The sequence below is a fragment of the Enterobacter sp. JBIWA008 genome, from assembly GCF_019968765.1.
Taxonomy (GTDB): Bacteria; Pseudomonadota; Gammaproteobacteria; order Enterobacterales; family Enterobacteriaceae; genus Enterobacter.
Genome location: NZ_CP074149.1, coordinates 3,852,886 through 3,874,336, shown reverse-complemented (window position 1 = coordinate 3,874,336; position 21,451 = coordinate 3,852,886). Strand labels below are relative to the sequence as shown.

Below are 21,451 nucleotides of genomic sequence, written 5' to 3'. Positions count from 1 at the left end.
GTGGGGAAAACAGGAAGAAGCCTCGCAAAACGAGGCTTCCTGAGAGGCTTAATCGCAGGTAACGATCTTCATCGCCAGGCCGCCGCGAGAGGTTTCGCGGTATTTGGCGTTCATATCTTTACCGGTTTCGTACATGGTTTCGATAACCTTATCGAGGCAGACGCGCGGCTCGCTGGTGCGGCGCAGCGCCATACGTGCCGCGTTCACCGCCTTCACGGAGGCAATCGCGTTACGCTCGATGCACGGTACCTGTACCTGTCCGGCAACCGGGTCACAGGTCAGTCCCAAGTTATGTTCCATGCCGATTTCCGCAGCAATGCAAACCTGTGTCGGGCTTGCACCTAACAGTTCGGCCAGACCCGCCGCCGCCATGGAGCATGCCACGCCGACTTCACCCTGACAGCCCACTTCCGCACCGGAAATGGACGCGTTCATCTTATACAGCGAACCAATCGCACTGGCGACCAGCAGGTAGCGCGCCAGTGAGTTCGCGTTCACTTCACGGATAAACTTGTCGTAGTACGCCAGCACCGCCGGAACGATACCGCAGGCGCCGTTGGTCGGCGCAGTGACCACGCGGCCTCCGGCAGCGTTCTCTTCGTTTACCGCCAGTGCGAACATGTTGATCCAGTCTACAACGGCCATTGGGTCCGTTGTCGTTTTGTCGGTGCTCACCAGCATACGGCGCAGCGCTGCAGCACGACGCGGCACGCGAAGCTTGCCCGGCAGAACGCCTTCGGTGGTGATCCCACGCTCAATACCGCCGCGCATCACTTCCCAGACGTTAGTGAAGTGCTGTTCGAGCTCTTCTTTGCTGTGAAGTGCCAGCTCGTTTTTCATCATCAGGCCGGAGAGGGAAAGGCCCGTCTCCTGGCAGTGACGCTGAAGGTCCGCCGCCGTTTTGTACGGATACGGCACCTCGACAGAAGCGTTATCGGTTTGACCAAAGTGGTCTTCGTCGACGATAAAACCGCCGCCGATTGAGTAATAAGTCTGGCTGTATACCGCTTTGTCGCCGGCCAGCGCGGTAATGCGCATGCCGTTTTCGTGCAGCGACAGGTTGTCCGCATGGAAATTCATGCAGTGGTCAACCGGGAATTCAACCTCATGCTCACCGTTCGCCAGCAGCAGGCGACCGTGGGTGTTGACGTCCTGGATGAAACCAGGGATCGCATCAATATCAACGGTATCCGGCAGATTTCCCGCCAGGCCCATGATAATGGCGATATCGGTATGGTGGCCTTTCCCGGTCAGGGAAAGCGAGCCGTACACATCGACAACCACGCGGGTAATGTCATGCAAGATGCCGCGTGCAATCAAGTCATCCGTGAACTGCTTACCGGCTTTCATTGGTCCGACGGTGTGAGAGCTGGAAGGACCAATACCGATTTTGAAGATATCGAATACGCTAATCATGATGCGTCCATTGCTTTCAGTCAGAGAGGGAGGAGTGCGCCGTCCGGGGACGGCGCAGGAGGTATTAGCTGAACAGCGAGTAGAAAATCGCGGAGATGGCAATCAGGCCCATAATCACAACGAACACGTTGCTGATATGGCCGCTGTATTTACGCATCGCAGGGACTTTCTGAATCGCGTACATCGGCATCAGGAACAGAATCATCGCGATGACCGGGCCGCCCAGGGTTTCAATCATGCCCAGGATGCTTGGGTTCAGGGTTGCTACCGCCCAGGTGGTGAGCAGCATGAACAGTGCAGTGATTTTGTTCAGCTTGTTGATTTCAATGCTCTTGCCTTTACCGCGCAGAGATTTAATCACCATACCGTTGAAGCCTTCACGCGCGCCCAGGTAGTGGCCGAGGAAGGATTTGGTGATGGCAATAATCGCGATGATAGGTGCCATCCACGCAATAACCGGTGCGTTAAAGTGGTTTGCCAGGTAGGACAGAATAGAGATGTTCTGCTCTTTCGCTGCCGCCAGATCCGCCGGAGAAAGGCTCAGTACGCAGCTGAAGACGAAGAACATAACGGTCAGTACCATCATGATGTGAGCGCGTGCCAGGATGCTGGAGCACTTCTTCTCTGCGCCATTACCGTACTCTTCACGTTTCGCAACGGCGAAGGAAGAGATGATTGGGGAGTGGTTGAAGGAGAACACCATTACCGGAATTGCCAGCCAGAGTGTCATCAGCAGTCCGTTACCGGTTGCAGATGCGCTGCTCAGGGACAGGGTTTCAAGCGCTGCACCGTTCCACTGTGGGATCAGGTAGCAGGCCAGTACCATCAGAGCAATCACGAACGGGAAGACCAGCACGCTCATCGCTTTTACGATCATCTGCTCACCGAAGCGCACGATGGTCATCATGCCGACAATCAGGATCAGAGACAGAATGGCACGCGGAGGAGGCGTCATGTGCAACTGGTGCGCCATGAAGCTTTCAACGGTGTTGGTAATCGCCACGCTGTAAACCAGCAGGATTGGGTAAATCGCGAAGAAGTAGAGCAGGGTAATCAGTTTACCTGCACCAACGCCGAAATGTTCTTCAACAACTTCAGTGATGTCTTCACCCGGATTTTTACCGGACAGCACGAAGCGGGTCAGGCCGCGGTGTGCAAAGAAGGTCATCGGGAAAGCAATGATAGCCATAATGATCAGCGGGATCAGACCGCCGACGCCTGCGTTGATAGGAAGGAACAGTACACCAGCGCCGATTGCTGTGCCGTAAAGGCCAAGCATCCACATGGTATCCGTTTTGCGCCAACCACTTCGGGATTCAATCGAAGCAACGGTGCTGGTTTGAGTGGTTTCCATCTATATCTCCTGGAGGAAGCGAATTGTCAGGTTTTTTAGTCAAATCCGATGAAAAAGTGCCTGACGGTAATATGAAATTCGTTCAGTGACGGTTTTTTAATAATTTTCGCCCGTAACTATTGGCGGGCGGAAAGATACATTCTAGTTATGAATCTATCAGTGATCGTGATCCCAAATGCAATAATCCACTTATGATGTGGGCATCTTTAGACCATTTATCTGTTAAAAAAACATCAAATAGAATTTACGGGCGCGAAGGCTACCACCAACGACATGTGGGCTGAAAGACTGACCCGTGATATAGGTGTCTTTAGCTGTAAAGAATTGGGTTTTTAGGATTTTCTGGCGGGTAATTTGGATTAAGGCTGATAACTTACGGTTGTAAAAATGAGGTAATCGTTTGCGTTTGTGAATAGTTTGTAAAAGATATAAGTGATGCCTATGAATTTCTTCGGTAAAAAAAACCGGGACGCGCGAGGGCGACCCGGTTTTGATGAGATGCTGCTGAGCGTTAGGTGCAGATTTCGTAGCAAGGAATATAGGCTGAGCCTGGGAGCTTCATGCGGTGCTGAGCGACGAAGCCCTGCAGCATGTCATCCATACGGCGCATCATCTCCGGGTCGCCGTGGATCTTGTACGGACCGTACTGCTCTATCGCGCGGATGCCGACTTCTTTGACGTTGCCCGCCACAATCCCGGAGAAGGCGCGACGCAGATCGGCCGCCAGAACTTCCACCGGCTGGTCCGGGTAGAGTTTCAGGTTAGCCATATTCTCGTGCGAAGGCTCAAACGGGATCTGCAGGTCTGGCGCAATACGGATGGACCAGTTAAAGCTGTAGGCATCGCCAGTATCCCGGCGGTTCTCTTTCACCAGCGGCATCGCTTTTTTCATTTGACGCGCCACTTCCGCGGCATCATCAATGATAATGCGATAGTGACGACGCGCGGCTTCGCCCAGCGTGTGCACGATAAACTCGTCCAGCACGCGGAAGTAGTCAGCGCTCTCTTTTGGCCCGGTCAGGATCAGCGGCAGAACCTGATCTTTGTTGGCCGGATTCATCAGAATACCCAGCAGATAGAGTAGCTCTTCCGCTGTCCCCACGCCGCCCGGGAAGATGATGATGCCGTGGGCGATACGGACAAACGCTTCAAGACGCTTCTCGATATCCGGCATGATAATCAGCTCGTTAACCAGCGGGTTAGGCGGCTCAGCGGCAATGATTGACGGCTCGGTCATGCCGATAAACCGCCCCTCTTTATAACGCTGTTGCGCGTGTCCCACTGCGGCACCTTTCATTGGCGCCTCCATCGCACCGGGACCACAGCCGGTACAGATATTCAGCTCGCGCAGGCCGAGCTGGGTGCCCACCCGACGCGCATAAAGGTATTCGGTTTCGTTGATGGAGTGGCCGCCCCAGCAGACGACCATGTTCGGCGCTTCGCCAACGTGCAGGGCACGGGCGTTACGCAAAATGGAGAACACCAGGTTAGTGATATGGACCGAGCTTTCCAGGTCGAGATGCTGGAAACGGCCTGCGTTGTGGATCTGCCCGTTAACAAAGAGGATGTCACGCAGCACGGCAAACAGGTTAGCCTGAAGTGAACGAATGATGCGCCCGTCGACAAAGGCCTCTTCCGGCGGGTTGATGACTTCAAGCTTCACGCCACGCTCGCGGCGCAGAACGTTGATATCAAAGCTTTCGAAGCGGGACAGCAGTTCTTTACTGTTATCTGTCAGGCTTCCGGAGTTCAGTACGGCAAGTGAACAGTTACGAAACAGTTGATAAAGATCGCTGCTGGCCGTGCGCTTAAGCATGTCCACTTCCAGCTGCGACAACATATCCATTGAGCCAAGTGGGCTAATATGTGTAATCAAGTGAGCTCCTTACGGGACGATTATCGTCTTTCCCTGTTGATTACAATAGCCCTGGCGCGTGACGTTTCACAACCTAAAGCGCGGAAGATACCGCGCATATTGTGAAAATATTTATATTATTGACGCACCAGCCGTCCCGTCGCCGGCACAAAATCGGTGTTGGTGCGCCACGGGTTGATGTCCAGACCGCCACGGCGGGTGTAGCGCGCGTAAACGCTCAGTTTTTCTGGCTGGCAGAAACGCTGAATATCGCTAAAGATACGCTCCACACACTGCTCGTGGAATTCATTGTGATGGCGGAACGACACCAGGTAGCGCAGCAGCTTTTCCCGGTCAATTTTCGGGCCGCGGTACTGGATCTGCACCGAGCCCCAGTCCGGCTGGTGGGTGATCAGGCAGTTGGATTTCAGCAGATGGCTGACCAGCGTCTCTTCGACCACCTTTCCGCTCGCCGCGTTTTCGAGGTAATCGGCGCTGAATTCATAATTCTCTACCTCAATATCCTGATCGTCGATACAGGTCCCGTTGAAGTGGGCGACTGGCTGTCCTTCCAGCTCGTGCAGGCGATACAGTGAAACGCTCACCTTTCCCTGCGCGCAGGCGCTTAAATCACGTTCCAGCGTGCGCTGAACGTCGTCCCAGCTGTTGAATTTTGTCTGGTTAAAGCTGTTGAGATAGAGCTTAAAGCTTTTGGACTCGACGAGGTTCACGCTGGCGTAGTCCAGCTCAACGTGGCCCACCGCCACCTGCGGCAGGCCGCGTGCGTTGAGCCATGAGAGTTCGTACAGCGTCCAGATGTCGCCACCCACGAACGGCAGAGCGTCCGCGTGCAGTCCCAGAGGATCGCGGTTCAGGCTGCGCGGCACGCCCTGCAGCAGGCTTGCATCGTAGGTATCGCGGTAATCGGTTGATTTACCCAGCGTTAAGCCGGTTAACGCCTGATGATTTTCGTAAGACATGTTTCATAGCCACTTTACAGGTACACTTATGGCCTGAGTTTATCCTGTCTGACAAGAAGAGAGAAATCGGTGGACATCGAAACTGCAAATGCCCTCACTACCTTCACGACCCGCTACTGCGACGCATGGCTTGAAAAGCAGGGTACTTGGCCGCAAAGCACTGATTTATATGGCGTGCCATCGCCGTGCATTATCTCTTCACCTGATGATTACGTAATCTGGCAGCCGAAGCCGTATACCGGCGAGCAAAATGTAAATGCGGTTGAGCGGGCAATGGACATTGTGGTACAACCAGCGGTTCACGCATTTTATACCGTGCAGTTCGCAGGGGATATGCCCGCGCGCTTTGCTGATATTACGCTGACGCTGTTGCAGACCTGGAGCGAAGACGATCTGCGGCGTGTTCAGGAAAACCTGATTGGTCATCTGGTCACGCAAAAACGCCTTAAGCTTTCTCCGACGCTCTTTATCGCCACGCTGGACAGCGAACTGGACGTTATCTCCGTCTGTAATCTGTCAGGTGAAGTGGTTAAAGAGACTATCGGTACCCGCAATCGCGAGACTCTCGCTCCCTCTCTTGCGGATTTCCTCACCCGACTTGAGCCACTTCTGTAATCCATCATGCTATAGTGCGTGTGAGAGATCTCTTACAACGTTTGTGAGAGATCGCTGGAACATTCAGTATTACCTCATTTAATTCAGATTAATATCAATCTATTTTTCAATGGATTAGTTGTTCATCCTATTATTTTTAGGGAGTTCCGGCGTCTTACAACTCTGGCTGAGTGGGTTGTAAGACGAAGCGGAATAGCGGATTCTATCTCCGTTGACATGACGTCGACACGAGATACGAACATCAGGATGATGGCGTTTCTCACTCAGGACTCGTCAGGATGGCGCTGCAGGAAGGCTTCAGGATGAAGCAAAGTGGATATCGCAGGATGCGTAACGGACACCTCCAGGAAGGAGAACGAGAGCCGGTCAGGATGGTCGGTGGGTCAGGAAGGCCAGGACGTTTCAGGATGAGACAAACACGTCAGGAAGATGTGTGCAAGATGCATTGGCTTACGGATGACCAGGCCTTCGGGCTTCAGGAAAAGTTGTCACGGATGAGCAGGGAGCACGAATTGTAGCTGGAATGCTGCGAAACGAACCGGGAGCACTGTTTTTACAGTGCTCCCTTTTTTTATTTCTGCCTTCCGCAGTGCTATGCTGCGCGCCGTTCACTTTTTCAGTTGAGGTTACTATGACGCAACACGATAGCGTTCGTGCTCAGTTGCACGCCATCGAAGCCCTTTTGCGCCAACATCAGCTGTGGCAGGAGATCGCGCCGCAGCCAGAAGCGTTCGCGAGCACCCAGCCCTTCTGCCTGGATACGCTGGCCCCGTTTGAGTGGCTGCAGTGGGTATTAATTCCGCGCATGCATGCGTTGCTTGAGGGCGGTCATCCGCTGCCGAAGGCGTTTGCTGTCTCTCCCTATTATGAAATGGCGCTCGAGACGACGCACCCTGCGCGCGACGTGATGCTGGTCGAACTGGAAAAACTGGATGCCCTGTTTGCCGGTGAAGATGCATGACGCTTGAGATCCTCTATCAGGACGAGTGGCTGGTGGCGGTGAATAAACCGTCAGGCTGGCTGGTACACCGCAGCTGGCTCGATCGTGATGAGAAAGTGGTGGTGATGCAGACCGTTCGCGATCAGATTGGTCAGCATGTTTTTACCGCCCATCGTCTCGACAGGCCGACCTCCGGCGTGCTGCTGATGGGGCTTTCCAGCGAGGCGGGACGCCTGCTTTCACAGCAGTTTGAACAGCACCAGATCCAGAAACGCTACCACGCGATCGTGCGCGGCTGGCTGACCGAGTCCGCCACGCTGGACTACCCGCTGGTGGAGGAGCTGGACAAAATCGCCGATAAATTTGCCCGCGATGACAAAGGTCCCCAGCCCGCAGTGACGGATTATCGCGGCATGGCGACGACCGAAATGCCGGTTGCAACCAGCAAATTCCCGACCACGCGCTACAGCCTGGTTGAGCTTCTGCCTAAAACCGGGCGTAAGCACCAGCTGCGACGCCATCTTGCGCACCTGCGCCACCCGATTATTGGCGACAGCAAACACGGTGATTTGCGCCAGAACCGCAGTGCGGCCGAACGCTTTGGCTGCCATCGTCTGATGCTGCACGCCAGCGAGCTGAGCCTGACGCACCCCTTTACCGGCGAACCGCTGACTATCCGTGCGGGGCTGGATGACGTCTGGATGCAGGCGCTGTCACAGTTTGGGTGGCTGGGACAACTCCCCGAAAATGAAAGGGTTGAGTTTGTATCGGGCAACGTTCAGGATGAAGAGTAAGCGCATTCAATATGGGAAAATAGCATGGCTGAAGTAGGCATTTTTGTCGGCACAATGTACGGCAACTCGCTGCTGGTAGCGGAAGAGGCTGAGGCAATACTTGCCAGCCAGGGCCATAAAGCCACGGTCTATGAGGATCCGGAGCTGGCAGACTGGGAAAAGTATAAAGATAAATACATTCTGGTGGTGACCTCTACCACCGGGCAGGGCGATCTGCCGGACAGCATCGTGCCGCTGTTCCAGGGCATTAAAGACCAGCTTGGCTATCAGCCAGATGTTCACTACGGCATTATCGCTCTCGGCGACAGCTCTTACGCCAACTTCTGTGGCGGCGGCAAGCAGTTCGATGCCCTCCTGCAGGAACAGAGCGCCCAGCGCGTCGGCGAGATGCTGTTGATTGATGCCGGGGAGCACCCGGAGCCAGAAAGCGAATCAAACCCGTGGGTGGAGAACTGGGCCTCACTTCTCAAATAACACGCTGCCCGGCGGCGCTTCGCTTGCACGGGACTACGGGTTTTCCAGGCCGGGTCAGGCGGAGCTGCCACCCGGCGCTACATACCGCACCAAACGCCAATTCCGTGAACCACCTTCCACTCCCTTGGGCTTATGCCATAAACAACCTCTCATACACCCTTCAATACTGTGTTTCTGCACGGTGAGAGAACGTATCACTCCTTCATATACTTTCCCGGTCACTATAAAACGGCTTCAGGCCGTACCAAAACGACAAAACACAAGTCTCATTCTGATTACCCTACCGGTGCTGTACAGAATGAACCAGGCGAAAGCTATGTTTCAGGAGTGCAACAATGAGTACATTAAGCCACGCAGCGAGCAGCGCTGAAAAGCGTACTAATGCCCGCTACTGGATAGTGGTGATGCTGTTTATCGTCACGTCCTTTAACTATGGTGACCGCGCCACGCTGTCGATTGCCGGTTCGGAAATGGCAAAAGATATCGGCCTTGATCCGGTGGGCATGGGTTACGTTTTCTCCGCATTCTCATGGGCCTACGTCATCGGGCAAATCCCTGGCGGCTGGCTGCTGGACCGTTTTGGCTCGAAACGCGTCTATTTCTGGTCCATCTTCATCTGGTCTGCCTTTACCCTGCTGCAGGGCTTCGTCGATATCTTCAGCGGCTTCGGCATTATCGTGGCGCTCTTCACGCTGCGCTTCCTGGTGGGGTTAGCGGAAGCGCCTTCCTTCCCGGGCAACAGCCGCATTGTGGCGGCCTGGTTCCCGGCGCAGGAGAGGGGAACGGCGGTGGCGATTTTCAACTCCGCACAGTATTTCGCAACGGTTATCTTCGCGCCAATAATGGGCTGGCTGACGCATGAGGTGGGCTGGTCACACGTCTTCTTCTTCATGGGCGGGCTTGGGATCGTCATCAGCTTCGTCTGGCTGAAAGTGATCCACGAACCCAACCAGCATCCTGGCGTGAACAAAAAAGAGCTGGAGTACATTGCGGAAGGCGGAGCGCTGATCAATATGGATCAGAAATCTGCAAAAGCAAAAGTCCCGTTCCGCCAGAAATGGGCGCAGATCAAGCAGCTCGTCGGCTCGCGCATGATGATCGGCATCTATCTGGGCCAGTACTGTATTAACGCCTTAACCTACTTCTTCATCACCTGGTTCCCGGTATACCTGGTGCAGGCACGAGGCATGTCGATTCTTAAAGCGGGGTTTGTCGCCTCGGTTCCGGCCATCTGCGGCTTCGTCGGTGGCGTGCTCGGTGGGGTGATTTCCGACTGGCTGATGCGCCGCACGGGGTCCCTGAACATCGCGCGTAAAACGCCGATTGTGCTCGGCATGCTGCTCTCTATGACCATGGTGTTCTGTAACTACGTCAGCGCCGAATGGATGATTATCGGCTTTATGGCGATGGCCTTCTTCGGCAAAGGCATTGGCGCACTGGGCTGGGCAGTGATGGCGGATACGGCACCGAAAGAGATCAGCGGCCTGAGCGGCGGACTGTTCAACATGTTCGGCAACATTTCCGGGATTGTTACGCCCATCGCTATCGGCTACATCGTCGGCACCACCGGCTCTTTCAACGGGGCGCTGATTTACGTGGGGGTGCATGCGCTGGTGGCGGTGCTGAGTTACCTGGTGCTGGTGGGGGATATCAAACGCGTCGAACTTAAACCTGTTGCGGAGCGTGGATAATGACAACGCAATCGAGTCCAACCGTCACGGAGATGAAGGTTATCCCGGTGGCCGGGCAGGACAGTATGCTGCTCAATATTGGCGGTGCGCATAACGCCTGGTTTACCCGTAATATCGTCGTGCTGAAAGACAGCTCAGGGAATACCGGCGTGGGCGAGGCCCCTGGCGGAGAGGTGATCTACCAGACGCTGGTCGATGCCATTCCGCAGGTGGTAGGGCAGGAGATCGCCCGTCTGAACAAAGTGGTTCAGCGGGTGCATAAAGGCAATCAGTCCGCAGATTTTGATACGTTCGGTAAAGGTGCCTGGACGTTCGAACTGCGCGTCAACGCGGTCGCCGCCCTGGAGGCCGCGCTGCTCGACTTACTGGGTAAGGCGCTCAATGTTCCGGTTTGCGAGCTGCTGGGGCCCGGCAAACAGCGTGATGCGGTCACCGTGCTGGGCTATCTGTTTTACGTTGGCGATCGCAATAAGACAGACCTCCCTTATCTTGCTCGATCCACGGGCGATCACGACTGGTATCAGCTGCGCCACCAGGAAGCGCTCTCCAGCGACGCGGTGGTGCGGCTGGCCGAGGCGGCGCAGGATCGCTACGGCTTTAAGGATTTCAAGCTGAAGGGCGGCGTGCTGCCCGGCGAGCAGGAAATTGAAACGGCCCGGGCGCTGAAAAAACGCTTTGTGGATGCGCGAATCACCGTCGATCCCAACGGCGCGTGGCTGCTGGATGAAGCGATTAGCCTTTGCAAAGGGCTGGGGGATGTCCTGACCTATGCGGAAGACCCCTGTGGCGCTGAGCAGGGCTTCTCGGGCCGTGAAGTCATGGCCGAGTTCCGTCGCGCCACCGGGCTGCCTGTCGCGACCAATATGATCGCCACCAACTGGCGTGAAATGGGTCATGCGGTGATGCTCAACGCCGTCGACATTCCGCTGGCGGACCCTCACTTCTGGACGCTTTCAGGTGCAGTGCGCGTGGCGCAGCTGTGCGATGACTGGGGGCTGACCTGGGGCTGTCACTCGAACAACCACTTTGATATTTCGCTGGCGATGTTTACCCACGTTGGCGCGGCGGCGCCGGGTAACCCGACCGCCATCGATACCCACTGGATTTGGCAGGAAGGGGAAGCCCGCCTGACGAAAAATCCGCTGGAAATCATCAATGGCAAGATTGCCGTACCGGATGCGCCGGGCCTGGGCGTGGAGATTGACTGGGATCAGATCCATAAAGCCCATGAGGCGTATAAAAAGCTACCGGGCGGTGCGCGTAACGACGCGGGCCCGATGCAGTACCTTATCCCCGGCTGGACATTTGACCGTAAGCGCCCTGTTTTTGGACGTCACTGATAAAAGGATTACACGATGAGTACTTTTACGACCCCTGTCGTCACTTCCATGCAAATCATTCCGGTTGCGGGCCATGACAGCATGCTGATGAACCTGAGCGGCGCGCATGCGCCGTTCTTTACCCGCAATATTGTCATTATCAAAGACAATTCCGGCCATACGGGCGTGGGCGAAATTCCGGGCGGGGAGAAGATCCGCCAGACCCTGGAAGATGCCATTCCGCTGGTGGTGGGCAAAACGCTGGGCGAGTACAAAAATGTCCTGAACACCGTGCGCAACACCTTTGCCGATCGCGATGCCGGAGGGCGTGGCCTGCAGACCTTCGATCTGCGCACCACCATTCACGTGGTGACCGGGATTGAATCCGCGATGCTGGATCTGCTGGGCAAGCATCTGAGCGTCAACGTTGCGTCGCTGTTGGGCGAGGGGCAGCAGCGCAGCGAAGTGGAAATGCTGGGCTATCTGTTCTTTGTCGGCGACCGCAAGCTGACGCCATTGCCTTATCAGAGCCAGGCGGATGAACAATGCGACTGGTACCGACTCCGCCACGACGAGGCGATGACCCCGGATGCGGTGGTGCGCCTGGCGGAGGCCGCGTACGAAAAATATGGCTTTAATGATTTCAAACTGAAGGGCGGCGTGCTGGCCGGTGAGCAAGAGGCGGAAGCCGTCACCGCGCTGGCAAAACGTTTCCCGCAGGCGCGCGTGACGCTGGATCCGAACGGTGCATGGTCGCTTAATGAAGCCATTGCGATTGGTAAACAGCTGAAAGGCGTGCTGGCGTATGCGGAAGATCCGTGTGGGGCTGAACAGGGCTTCTCGGGCCGTGAAGTCATGGCGGAATTCCGCCGCGCTACAGGGCTGCCGACCGCGACCAATATGATTGCCACCGACTGGCGTCAGATGGGACACACCCTGTCATTACAGTCTGTCGATATTCCGCTGGCGGACCCGCATTTCTGGACGATGCAGGGGTCGGTGCGCGTGGCGCAAATGTGTCACGAGTTTGGCCTGACCTGGGGCTCGCACTCTAATAACCACTTCGACGTGTCGCTGGCGATGTTCACGCACGTTGCCGCCGCCGCGCCGGGCAACATTACCGCTATCGACACGCACTGGATCTGGCAGGAAGGTAATCAGCGTCTGACTAAACAGCCGTTTGAGATCAAAGGTGGCATGGTACAGGTGCCTTCCACGCCGGGGCTGGGGGTTGAGCTGGATATGGACCAGGTCATGAAAGCCCATGAGCTGTATCAAAAACACGGTCTGGGCGCGCGCGACGACGCGATGGCGATGCAGTATCTGATCCCCGACTGGACATTCGACAATAAACGCCCGTGCATGGTACGATAAACGCATTGGGACCGCTCCCACGGGCGGTCTTTTACGTGGTGTATGCTTAACGTAACGACTATGCGTAAGGATGGCTTATGAAAATTGTTATCGCACCGGACTCGTATAAGGAAAGTTTGAGTGCGCTTGAGGTTGCGACAGCGATAGAACGTGGTTTTCGCGAGATCTTTCCCGAGGCAGCTTACGTCAAACTGCCGGTAGCGGACGGTGGCGAAGGGACGGTTGAGGCGATGATCGCGGCAACGCAGGGACGCATTGTGCAGGTTCCGGTGACCGGCCCGCTGGGTGAGCGCGTGGAAGGATTTTATGGCTTATCCGGTGACGAGCAGAGTGCCTTTATTGAAATGGCGGCGGCAAGCGGCCTGGAGCTGGTCGTTCCTTCGCAGCGTAATCCCCTGAAAACCACCTCGTGGGGCACGGGCGAACTTATTCGTCACGCGCTGGATGCGGGCGTTAAGCATATCATTATTGGCATTGGCGGCAGCGCCACCAATGACGGCGGCGCAGGGATGGTGCAGGCGTTGGGGGCAAAGCTGCTGGATGCCAGCGAGCAGCCTCTTGGACAGGGCGGAGGCGAGCTGGAAAAACTCGCGCGTATCGACCTGAGCGGGCTGGACAGACGTCTGGCGGAGTGCCGGATAGAGGTCGCCTGTGATGTGACGAATCCGCTCACCGGAAAGGATGGGGCGTCAGCCGTATTTGGCCCACAAAAAGGGGCCACTCCCGAGATGATCGTTACCCTGGACAACGCGCTGGAGCAGTATGCGAGAGTCATTGCCCGGGATTTGGATATCGATGTGTTAAACCTTGCCGGCGGCGGAGCGGCGGGTGGCATGGGGGCCGCGCTGTACGCCTTTTGCGGCGCGCAGCTGCGCCAGGGCATTGAGATCGTCACCGATGCGCTACACCTGGCCGACCAGGTGGCCGATGCGGATCTGGTGATCACGGGAGAAGGTCGCATCGACAGCCAGACGATCCACGGCAAAGTCCCGGTGGGCGTGGCGAAAGTGGCGAAACGCTTTAACAAACCTGTCATCGGCATTGCAGGAAGCCTGACGGCGGACGTTGGCGTGGTACACGATCACGGCATTGATGCGGTGTTTAGCGTGATCTACACCATCTGCTCGCTGGAAGATGCGCTGGAAAATGCCAGCGAGAACGTCAGGATGGCCGCAAGAAATATCGCGGCGGTGCTGAAAGTCGGGCAGGGGATGTAGTTCTCCCTCTCCCCGTGGGAGAGGGCCGGGGTGAGGGCATCAGGCCGCACCCGCAATCGTAGGCCCGGTAAGCGCAGCGCCACCGGGCTTTTACCTCAGTTCCCTAACACCTTCATCGCTTCCCGCGTCACGTTATCCATCTCATCCAGCAGCTCCAGGAATTCCGGTTCAAGCTCCGATTCCGGCGTGCCTGCACGCAGCTGCTGCTCCAGTAGCTGGCAGAGGTTTTTCAGCCGCGGTACGCCGCTGTACCCGCAGCTACCGTGCAGCTTGTGGATGGCGTCCAGCAGATCTTCCGGGTTTTCACCTACCAGCTGTTCTTCCACCTTATTACGAATTTCCGGCAGAAACGCGACCAGCATTTGCAGCATGTCGCGGGCCAAATCGGGTTTACCGGCCGCCTGGCGCAGCGCGAGCTGCCAGTCAAAGGTCGCGTTCTGGTTAACGCTGATTTCAACCGGCTCGCTGGATACCGTGTACGTCCCGCTAATGTGACCCGGCTTATAGCGCAACAGCAGGTTATGGAGTTTCTCTTCGTCGATAGGTTTTGCCAGGTAATCGTTCATCCCGGCGCTCAGCAGCTTCTCTTTCTGACCGGCCATCGCGTGCGCGGTGACCGCAATGACCGGAGTTTGCTGCTGATGCGGCAGCTGGTGGATCAGCTCGCAGGCCCGAATGCCGTCCATATCCGGCATCTGAATATCCATCAGGATTAAATCGAACTGCATCTGCTTAGCCTGTTCAACCGCCTGCGCCCCGCTGGTGCACAGCTCAACGTGCTGAACCTGGTCTTCCAGCAATGCGCCAATCAGCTTCAGGTTGGCCGGATTATCATCCACCGCCATCACGCTCATCGGCAATTTTTGCTCATCGTTAATCAGCGGAAGGGCATGCTGGCTAAGACGGCAATATTCCGTGAGCGCGGGCAGCAGGCGGGTCGCGGTGAGCGGTTTAAGCAAGCAGGCGGCGGCCCCGTCATTTTTCAACTCTTCTGCATTCAGTTGCGCGTGGCAAGGCAGCGCCAGCAGCAGGTAGTCGGTCATCGACGCGGCTTTCGCCAGCCGCTCCTGCTGCATGGTCAGCTCGCCGGTGAAGGTGACCGGGATCCCCATCAGCAGGATGTCATAATGCTCAACGGCCAGAGCGGAGAAGGTTGGGCTGTAGACCACCTCCAGCGGCGTGGTGCTTAAGATGTCGAGCGCACACTGCGCCGCCGCAGCGTTAGGTTCAACGTAGGCCAGACGCTTGCCTTTCAGGCAGTCCGTTACCGGGCCATCGGTCAGCACGTTCGGATTGAGGTCCAGATTAATGTGGAACCAGAAGGTTGAACCGCGGTTTGGCTGGCTGTGGAAAGAGATATCGCCGCCCATCTCGTTCACCAGACGCTGGGTGATCACCAGCCCCAGACCGGTGCCGCCATGACGGCGGGAGATGCTGGCATCCGCCTGACGGAACGCCTGGAACAGACGCGACTGATCCCGCTCCGGAATACCAATGCCGGTATCGCGGATCTGGACTTCAATCTGGACCTTATTGCTGCTGATAGAGCGTTTCTCTACCAGGACGTCGATATTACCGCTTTCGGTGAATTTAATGGCATTCCCGACAAGGTTGGTAATGACCTGCTGCAGGCGCAGCGGATCGCCAATGACGTTATCCGGCACGTCGTTTTTAATGTTGAGCGTCAGCTCAAGACCTTTGTCGTGCGACGAGTGCGCGAGCAGCGTCACCACTTCATCGAGCGTGCTGCGCAGCGGGAAGGGAATACTCTCCAGGATCAGCTTGCCCGCTTCCAGCTTGGAGAAGTCCAGCACGTCGTTGATGATCGCCAGCAGGTTGTTGGCCGAGCGTTCAATGGTGTGCAGGTGATCGCGCTGAGTAGGGTTGAGCTCGCTTTTGAGCGTCAGGCGGGTGAAGCCGATCACGCCATTGAGCGGCGTACGCAGCTCGTGCGACATATTGGCAAGGAATTCTGACTTAATACGCGCCGCTTCCTGGGCGCGCTTTTTCGCCAGATCCAGCTCAACGTTCTGGATCTCCATCTGCTCCAGCGTTTCGCGCAGGTCGGACGTAGCCTGGTCAACGTTGTGCTGCATCTCTTCGTGATACGCCGCCAGCGACATCGCCATCGAGTTGATGCCGTTTTTCAGCATATCCAGCTCGCCCAGCATAAACCCTTCCACCCGGCTGTCGAGCTGGCCCCGGCGGATGCGGTCAACCGTATTAACCATGTTGCGGATGGGGCCCGTCACGTCGCGCATCAGGCGCCAGCCGAAGATCAGCGCAATGCCGATGCAGAAAAGCATCATCACGCCGGAGATGAAGATTTCTTTATACTGCTGTAGCCGGACCGACTTGAGATCCAGCTCCAGCGCCACGTATCCCAGCATGTTATTGCTGGATTTGGCATCGGATTGCGCAGATTCATCGGGGGAATAGCTTTCCGACACGATAGGCGTGCGCAGGATCATGATATCGCCGCGCCGCAATACGGTGAGGTGACGCGGGAATGGCGTACCGTCCGGGATCTTCAGGGCCGCCGGATCGAGATGAAAATTCGAGGTGACAAACAGGCGGTTATGTTCGTCGTAAACGGAAATGGCGCGGACGATGTCCGAGTGGCGGCGGTGGAGTACGCTGATTAACTGACCAATGGATTCGCGGTTTTGCAGGTTCATCCCGTACTCGCTGGAGACGGCGAGCGGTTCAATAATGCTGGCACCTGCATCTTCCAGCTGTCGCTGCAAATCGTTATAGCGGTGCACCACAAAGAAGATACTCAGCAGCAAACCGATGAGAACGGTGGGGGCGAGGATCAAAATCATCATGCGCGCGCGCAGGCTGTAGTTGGTCATGGCGTTCCGTTATGGGACAATTAAGATAATTATGTTTATTTGAGAAAAATCTCGGCGATGGCGCAATTCTACTCTGCAAAGCGACGCGTGACGACGCGTGAAATCATTACTGTTGAAGCCACGGACCTCGATCCGTTTGGTCAGGGAGTGGCGCGTCACAATGGTAAGGCTCTGTTTATAACAGGTTTACTGCCAACAGAACGAGCAGAAATTACGCTGACGGAAGATAAACGCCAGTTCGCGCGCGGCCAGGTGAAGCGTCGCCTCAGCGATAGCCCGGATCGCGTAAAGCCCCGCTGCCCGCATTTTGGCGTTTGCGGAGGCTGCCAGCAACAGCATGCGAGCATAGAATTACAGCAAAAAAGTAAAAGCACTGCTCTGGCGCGTCTGCTCAAACATGACGTTAACGAAATTCTTGCCGATGCGCCCTGGGGCTATCGCCGCCGCGCGCGCCTGAGCCTCAGCTATCAGCCAAAAACGGCGCGGCTGGAGATGGGATTTCGCAAGGCCGGTTCCAGTGACATTGTCGATGTGCAGCATTGCCCCATTTTGGCGCCCCATCTTGAGGCGTTGCTTCCGGAAGTGCGCACCTGTCTCTCGGAACTGGACGACGTACGCCACCTCGGGCATGTCGAGCTGGTTATGGCAAACAATGGACCGCTGATGGTCCTGCGCCATACCGCGCCGTTGTCGAAAAAAGATCGCGAAAAACTGGAACGCTTTTCGCATTCCAACGACCTGGCGCTTTTCCTTGCACCACAAAGCGAGATACTTGAGCAGGTTACCGGTGAGGCGCCCTGGTATGCGTCAAACGGGCTACGCTTAACGTTCAGCCCGCGGGATTTCATTCAGGTGAATGATGGCGTTAACCAACTGATGGTTGAGAAAGCGCTGACGTGGCTGGATGTTCAGAAAAGCGATCGGGTGCTCGATCTGTTCTGCGGAATGGGCAACTTCACGCTGCCGCTGGCGCGAGAAGCGGCCAGCGTCGTCGGCGTGGAAGGCGTTGAGGCGCTGGTGGCGAAAGGGCAGGAGAACGCGCGGCAGAACGGCTTGCAAAATGTGACATTCTTTCATCAGAATCTTGAGGAGGATGTCACCCAACAGCCCTGGGCAAAGCAGGGATTTGATAAAATTTTGCTCGATCCGGCGCGTGCCGGTGCTCCGGGTGTGATGGCACATATTATTAAACTCGCGCCGAAGCGTGTGGTCTATGTTTCCTGTAACCCGGCTACGCTTGCCCGGGATAGTGAGTCATTACTCAGCGCGGGTTACCAAATTCAGCGTCTGGCAATGCTGGACATGTTCCCGCACACTGGTCATCTGGAATCGATGGTGTTGTTCGAGCACATCTAATTTGTTTGGCTTGTCGACTTCGACAGGCCCTGGTCCCTAAAGGAGAGGACAATGGTTGCGGTAAGAAGTGCACATCTCAATAAAGCTGGGGAGTTTGACCCACAAAAATGGATCGCAAGTCTGGGAATTTCCAGCCAGCAGTCGTGTGAACGCTTAACCGAAACCTGGGCCTATTGTCTGCGCACCACGCAGGGGCATCCGGATGCCGATCTTCTCCTGTGGCGCGGCGTGGAGATGGTGGAAATCTTATCCATGCTGAACATGGATATTGAAACGCTACAGGCCGCGCTTCTCTTTCCCCTCGCGGATGCTGACGTGGTCAGCGAAGACGTGCTGCGCGACAGCGTCGGGAAATCCGTCGTCGCGCTGATCCACGGCGTACGCGATATGGCGGCCATTCGTCAGCTTAAAGCCGCGCATACAGATTCAGTTTCCTCAGAGCAGGTCGATAACGTTCGCCGGATGCTGCTGGCCATGGTGGATGATTTCCGCTGCGTGGTCATCAAGCTTGCCGAGCGTATTGCCCACCTGCGCGAGGTGAAGGATGCGCCGGAAGACGAGCGCGTGCTGGCTGCTAAAGAGTGTACAAATATCTATGCACCGCTGGCGAACCGCTTAGGGATTGGTCAGCTGAAATGGGAGCTGGAAGATTACTGCTTCCGCTATCTGCACCCGGCGGAATATAAACGGATTGCCAAACTCCTGCACGAGCGCCGTATTGACCGCGAGCACTACATTGAGGAGTTTGTCGGCGGCCTGCGCCAGGCGATGAAAGAAGAGAACGTGCGCGCCGAAGTCTACGGTCGGCCTAAGCATATCTACAGCATCTGGCGCAAAATGCAGAAGAAACACCTCGCTTTTGACGAGCTGTTTGACGTGCGCGCCGTGCGTATCGTGGCGGAGCGTCTGCAGGACTGCTACGCCGCGCTGGGCATAGTACACACTCACTTCCGTCATCTGCCCGATGAGTTCGATGACTATGTCGCCAACCCCAAACCGAACGGCTATCAGTCTATCCATACCGTTGTGCTTGGCCCAGGCGGTAAAACGGTCGAGATTCAGATCCGCACCAAACAGATGCATGAAGACGCCGAGCTGGGCGTGGCCGCGCACTGGAAATACAAAGAAGGAACCTCCGGCGGAGCGCGTTCAGGACACGAAGACCGCATTGCCTGGCTGCGTAAGCTGATTGCGTGGCAGGAAGAGATGGCCGACTCCGGCGAGATGCTCGACGAAGTGCGCAGCCAGGTCTTTGATGACCGGGTCTATGTCTTTACCCCGAAAGGGGACGTTGTCGACCTGCCTGCGGGCTCTACGCCGCTCGATTTTGCCTACCACATCCACAGCGATGTAGGGCACCGCTGCATCGGGGCGAAAATTGGCGGACGTATCGTTCCGTTCACCTATCAACTGCAGATGGGTGACCAGATTGAAATCATTACCCAGAAGCAGCCCAACCCGAGCCGTGACTGGCTTAACCCTAACCTGGGCTATGTCACCACTAGCCGCGGGCGCTCGAAAATTCATGCCTGGTTCCGTAAACAGGATCGTGACAAGAACATCCTTGCCGGTCGCCAGATCCTCGACGACGAGCTGGAGCATATCGGGATAAGCCTGAAAGAGGCGGAGAAATTCCTGCTGCCGCGCTACAACTTCAACGAGCTTGACGAGCTGCTAGCGGCCATTGGCGGCGGTGATATTCGTCTGAATCAGATGGTGAACTTCCTGCAGGCGCAGTTCAATAAGCCAAGCGCGGCAGAGCAGGACGCGGCGGCGCTGAAGCAGCTGCAGCAGAAAACCTACGCGCCGCAGCAGCGCAGCAAAGACAACGGCCGCGTGGTGGTCGAAGGCGTAGGTAACCTGATGCACCACATTGCCCGCTGCTGTCAGCCAATTCCGGGCGACGATATCGTCGGCTTTATCACCCAGGGGCGCGGGATTTCGATTCACCGTTCCGACTGTGACCAGCTTGCCGAGCTGCAGTCGCATGCGCCGGAGCGCATCGTGGAAGCGGTCTGGGGTGAGAGCTATTCCGCTGGCTACTCGCTGGTGGTGCGCGTCACTGCCAACGACCGCAGCGGCCTGCTGCGCGACATCACGACCATTCTCGCCAACGAGAAGGTCAACGTGCTGGGTGTCGCCAGCCGCAGCGATACCCGCGAGCAGCTTGCCACCATCGATATGACCATCGAAATCTATAACCTGCAGGTGCTGGGCCGCGTGCTCGGCAAGCTGAACCAGGTGCCGGATGTGATTGACGCGCGTCGTCTGCACGGCGGTTAAACTCACTCTTCTGTAGGCCGGGTAAGGCTTTGCCGCCACCCGGCTTGTTTTTTTAATGGAAAAAACTATGACTCAAATCGACCGCCTGCTCGGCATCATGAAACGCCTGCGCGACCCGGAAAACGGCTGTCCGTGGGACAAAGAGCAGACTTTCGCCACCATCGCCCCGTACACCCTTGAAGAGACCTATGAGGTGCTGGACGCTATTTCCCGTGAAGATTTTGACGACCTGCGCGGCGAGCTGGGCGATCTGCTGTTCCAGGTGGTGTTCTATGCGCAAATGGCACAGGAAGAAGGGCGCTTTAACTTTGACGATATCTGCGCAGCCATTAGCGACAAGCTGGAGCGTCGTCATCCCCATATCTTTGGCGATGCCACCGCAGGGAACAGCGCGGAGGTGCTGGCCCGCTGGGAGCAAATCAAAAGCGCCGAGCGGGCGGAAAAATCTCAGCTCTCGGCGCTGGATGATATTCCGCTGAGCCTGCCCGCGCTGATGCGTGCGCATAAAATCCAGAAACGCTGCTCAGCCGTGGGTTTTGACTGGACCTCCCTCGGCCCGGTGCTGGATAAAGTGCACGAAGAGATTGACGAAGTCATGCACGAAGCGCAGCAGGCGGTGGTGGATGAAGCAAAGCTTGAGGAAGAGATGGGCGACCTGCTGTTTGCAACCGTCAACCTTTCTCGCCACCTGGGTGTAAAAGCGGAAACCGCCCTGCAAAAAGCTAACATAAAATTCGAACGACGCTTTCGCGAAGTTGAGCGGATTGTTGCCTCGCGAGGCCTGGAAATGAGCGGAATTGACCTGGAGGCAATGGAAGAAGTCTGGCAGGAAGTAAAGCGCCAGGAATCTGATCTCTAACGAGATTTTGCGATCAAGCGCAATTTGTGTGATTTTTTAAATGACAAGCGCTTGATTTGCGTCAAAAAC

At 56.3% G+C, this 21,451-nt stretch carries 16 protein-coding genes; 11 read left to right on the top strand and 5 right to left on the bottom strand.

Annotation, left to right across the window (positions count from 1 at the left end; translation table 11 throughout):
* Positions 1 to 48 precede the first annotated feature (48 nt).
* From sdaB to queF, 4 genes are all read right to left on the bottom strand, one after another.
* Positions 49 to 1,416: an L-serine ammonia-lyase II gene (sdaB, locus tag KGP24_RS18690; protein WP_023333255.1), complete on the bottom strand. Its 1,368-nt coding sequence runs from the start codon at positions 1,414 to 1,416 to the stop codon at positions 49 to 51.
* A gap of 64 nt (positions 1,417 to 1,480) precedes the next feature.
* A complete protein-coding gene (locus tag KGP24_RS18685) occupies positions 1,481 to 2,770 on the bottom strand; it encodes an HAAAP family serine/threonine permease (RefSeq protein ID WP_223561424.1) in 1,290 nt (429 codons plus the stop codon).
* A gap of 511 nt (positions 2,771 to 3,281) precedes the next feature.
* Positions 3,282 to 4,646 carry a nucleotide 5'-monophosphate nucleosidase PpnN gene (gene ppnN, locus KGP24_RS18680; RefSeq protein ID WP_008499641.1) on the bottom strand — a complete coding sequence of 455 codons (1,365 nt, stop codon included), beginning with the start codon at positions 4,644 to 4,646 and terminating at the stop codon, positions 3,282 to 3,284.
* A gap of 116 nt (positions 4,647 to 4,762) precedes the next feature.
* Positions 4,763 to 5,605 (bottom strand): NADPH-dependent 7-cyano-7-deazaguanine reductase QueF, encoded by an 843-nt coding sequence (gene queF, locus KGP24_RS18675; RefSeq protein WP_023294462.1) that lies wholly within the window; start codon positions 5,603 to 5,605, stop codon positions 4,763 to 4,765.
* A gap of 69 nt (positions 5,606 to 5,674) precedes the next feature.
* Here queF and syd point away from each other — a divergent pair, with 69 nt between their 5' ends.
* The 8 genes from syd to KGP24_RS18635 all read left to right on the top strand — a co-directional run bounded on the left by syd (position 5,675) and on the right by KGP24_RS18635 (position 14,029).
* The gene (syd, locus tag KGP24_RS18670) at positions 5,675 to 6,220 is read left to right on the top strand and encodes a SecY-interacting protein (protein WP_223561423.1); all 546 of its coding nucleotides are present in this window, start codon (positions 5,675 to 5,677) and stop codon (positions 6,218 to 6,220) included.
* Between the two features lie 631 nt (positions 6,221 to 6,851).
* The gene (locus KGP24_RS18665; RefSeq protein ID WP_223561422.1) at positions 6,852 to 7,181 is read left to right on the top strand and encodes a YqcC family protein; all 330 of its coding nucleotides are present in this window, start codon (positions 6,852 to 6,854) and stop codon (positions 7,179 to 7,181) included.
* Positions 7,178 to 7,954: a tRNA pseudouridine(65) synthase TruC gene (gene truC / locus KGP24_RS18660; RefSeq protein WP_223561421.1), complete on the top strand. Its 777-nt coding sequence runs from the start codon at positions 7,178 to 7,180 to the stop codon at positions 7,952 to 7,954. The genes KGP24_RS18665 and truC overlap by 4 nt, the downstream gene beginning before the upstream one ends.
* Before the next feature lie 24 nt (positions 7,955 to 7,978).
* Positions 7,979 to 8,428: a flavodoxin gene (locus KGP24_RS18655; RefSeq protein WP_023294459.1), complete on the top strand. Its 450-nt coding sequence runs from the start codon at positions 7,979 to 7,981 to the stop codon at positions 8,426 to 8,428.
* Positions 8,429 to 8,763: 335 nt separating this feature from the next.
* Positions 8,764 to 10,119: an MFS transporter gene (locus KGP24_RS18650; protein WP_223561420.1), complete on the top strand. Its 1,356-nt coding sequence runs from the start codon at positions 8,764 to 8,766 to the stop codon at positions 10,117 to 10,119.
* Positions 10,119 to 11,459 (top strand): glucarate dehydratase family protein, encoded by a 1,341-nt coding sequence (locus KGP24_RS18645; RefSeq protein ID WP_223561419.1) that lies wholly within the window; start codon positions 10,119 to 10,121, stop codon positions 11,457 to 11,459. Before KGP24_RS18650 ends, KGP24_RS18645 begins: the two co-directional genes overlap by 1 nt.
* Positions 11,460 to 11,474: 15 nt before the next feature.
* Positions 11,475 to 12,812 (top strand): glucarate dehydratase, encoded by a 1,338-nt coding sequence (gene gudD, locus KGP24_RS18640; protein ID WP_223561418.1) that lies wholly within the window; start codon positions 11,475 to 11,477, stop codon positions 12,810 to 12,812.
* A 77-nt stretch (positions 12,813 to 12,889) separates the two neighbouring features.
* On the top strand, positions 12,890 to 14,029 hold the full coding sequence (locus KGP24_RS18635; protein WP_223561417.1) for a glycerate kinase: 1,140 nt from the start codon (positions 12,890 to 12,892) through the stop codon (positions 14,027 to 14,029).
* A gap of 95 nt (positions 14,030 to 14,124) precedes the next feature.
* Here KGP24_RS18635 and barA read toward each other — a convergent pair whose 3' ends face one another.
* The gene (gene barA, locus KGP24_RS18630) at positions 14,125 to 16,884 is read right to left on the bottom strand and encodes a two-component sensor histidine kinase BarA (RefSeq protein WP_223561416.1); all 2,760 of its coding nucleotides are present in this window, start codon (positions 16,882 to 16,884) and stop codon (positions 14,125 to 14,127) included.
* Between the two features lie 57 nt (positions 16,885 to 16,941).
* On the opposite strand from barA, the gene rlmD reads away from it, so the two are divergent.
* The 3 genes from rlmD to mazG all read left to right on the top strand — a co-directional run bounded on the left by rlmD (position 16,942) and on the right by mazG (position 21,382).
* Positions 16,942 to 18,240, top strand: coding sequence for a 23S rRNA (uracil(1939)-C(5))-methyltransferase RlmD (gene rlmD, locus KGP24_RS18625; protein WP_223561415.1), 1,299 nt, complete (start codon positions 16,942 to 16,944; stop codon positions 18,238 to 18,240).
* 51 nt (positions 18,241 to 18,291) lie between these two features.
* Complete coding sequence (relA, locus tag KGP24_RS18620) at positions 18,292 to 20,523, top strand: GTP diphosphokinase (RefSeq protein ID WP_023309015.1); 2,232 nt, start codon at positions 18,292 to 18,294, stop codon at positions 20,521 to 20,523.
* Between the two features lie 67 nt (positions 20,524 to 20,590).
* A complete protein-coding gene (gene mazG, locus KGP24_RS18615) occupies positions 20,591 to 21,382 on the top strand; it encodes a nucleoside triphosphate pyrophosphohydrolase (RefSeq protein WP_223561414.1) in 792 nt (263 codons plus the stop codon).
* Positions 21,383 to 21,451 lie beyond the last annotated feature (69 nt).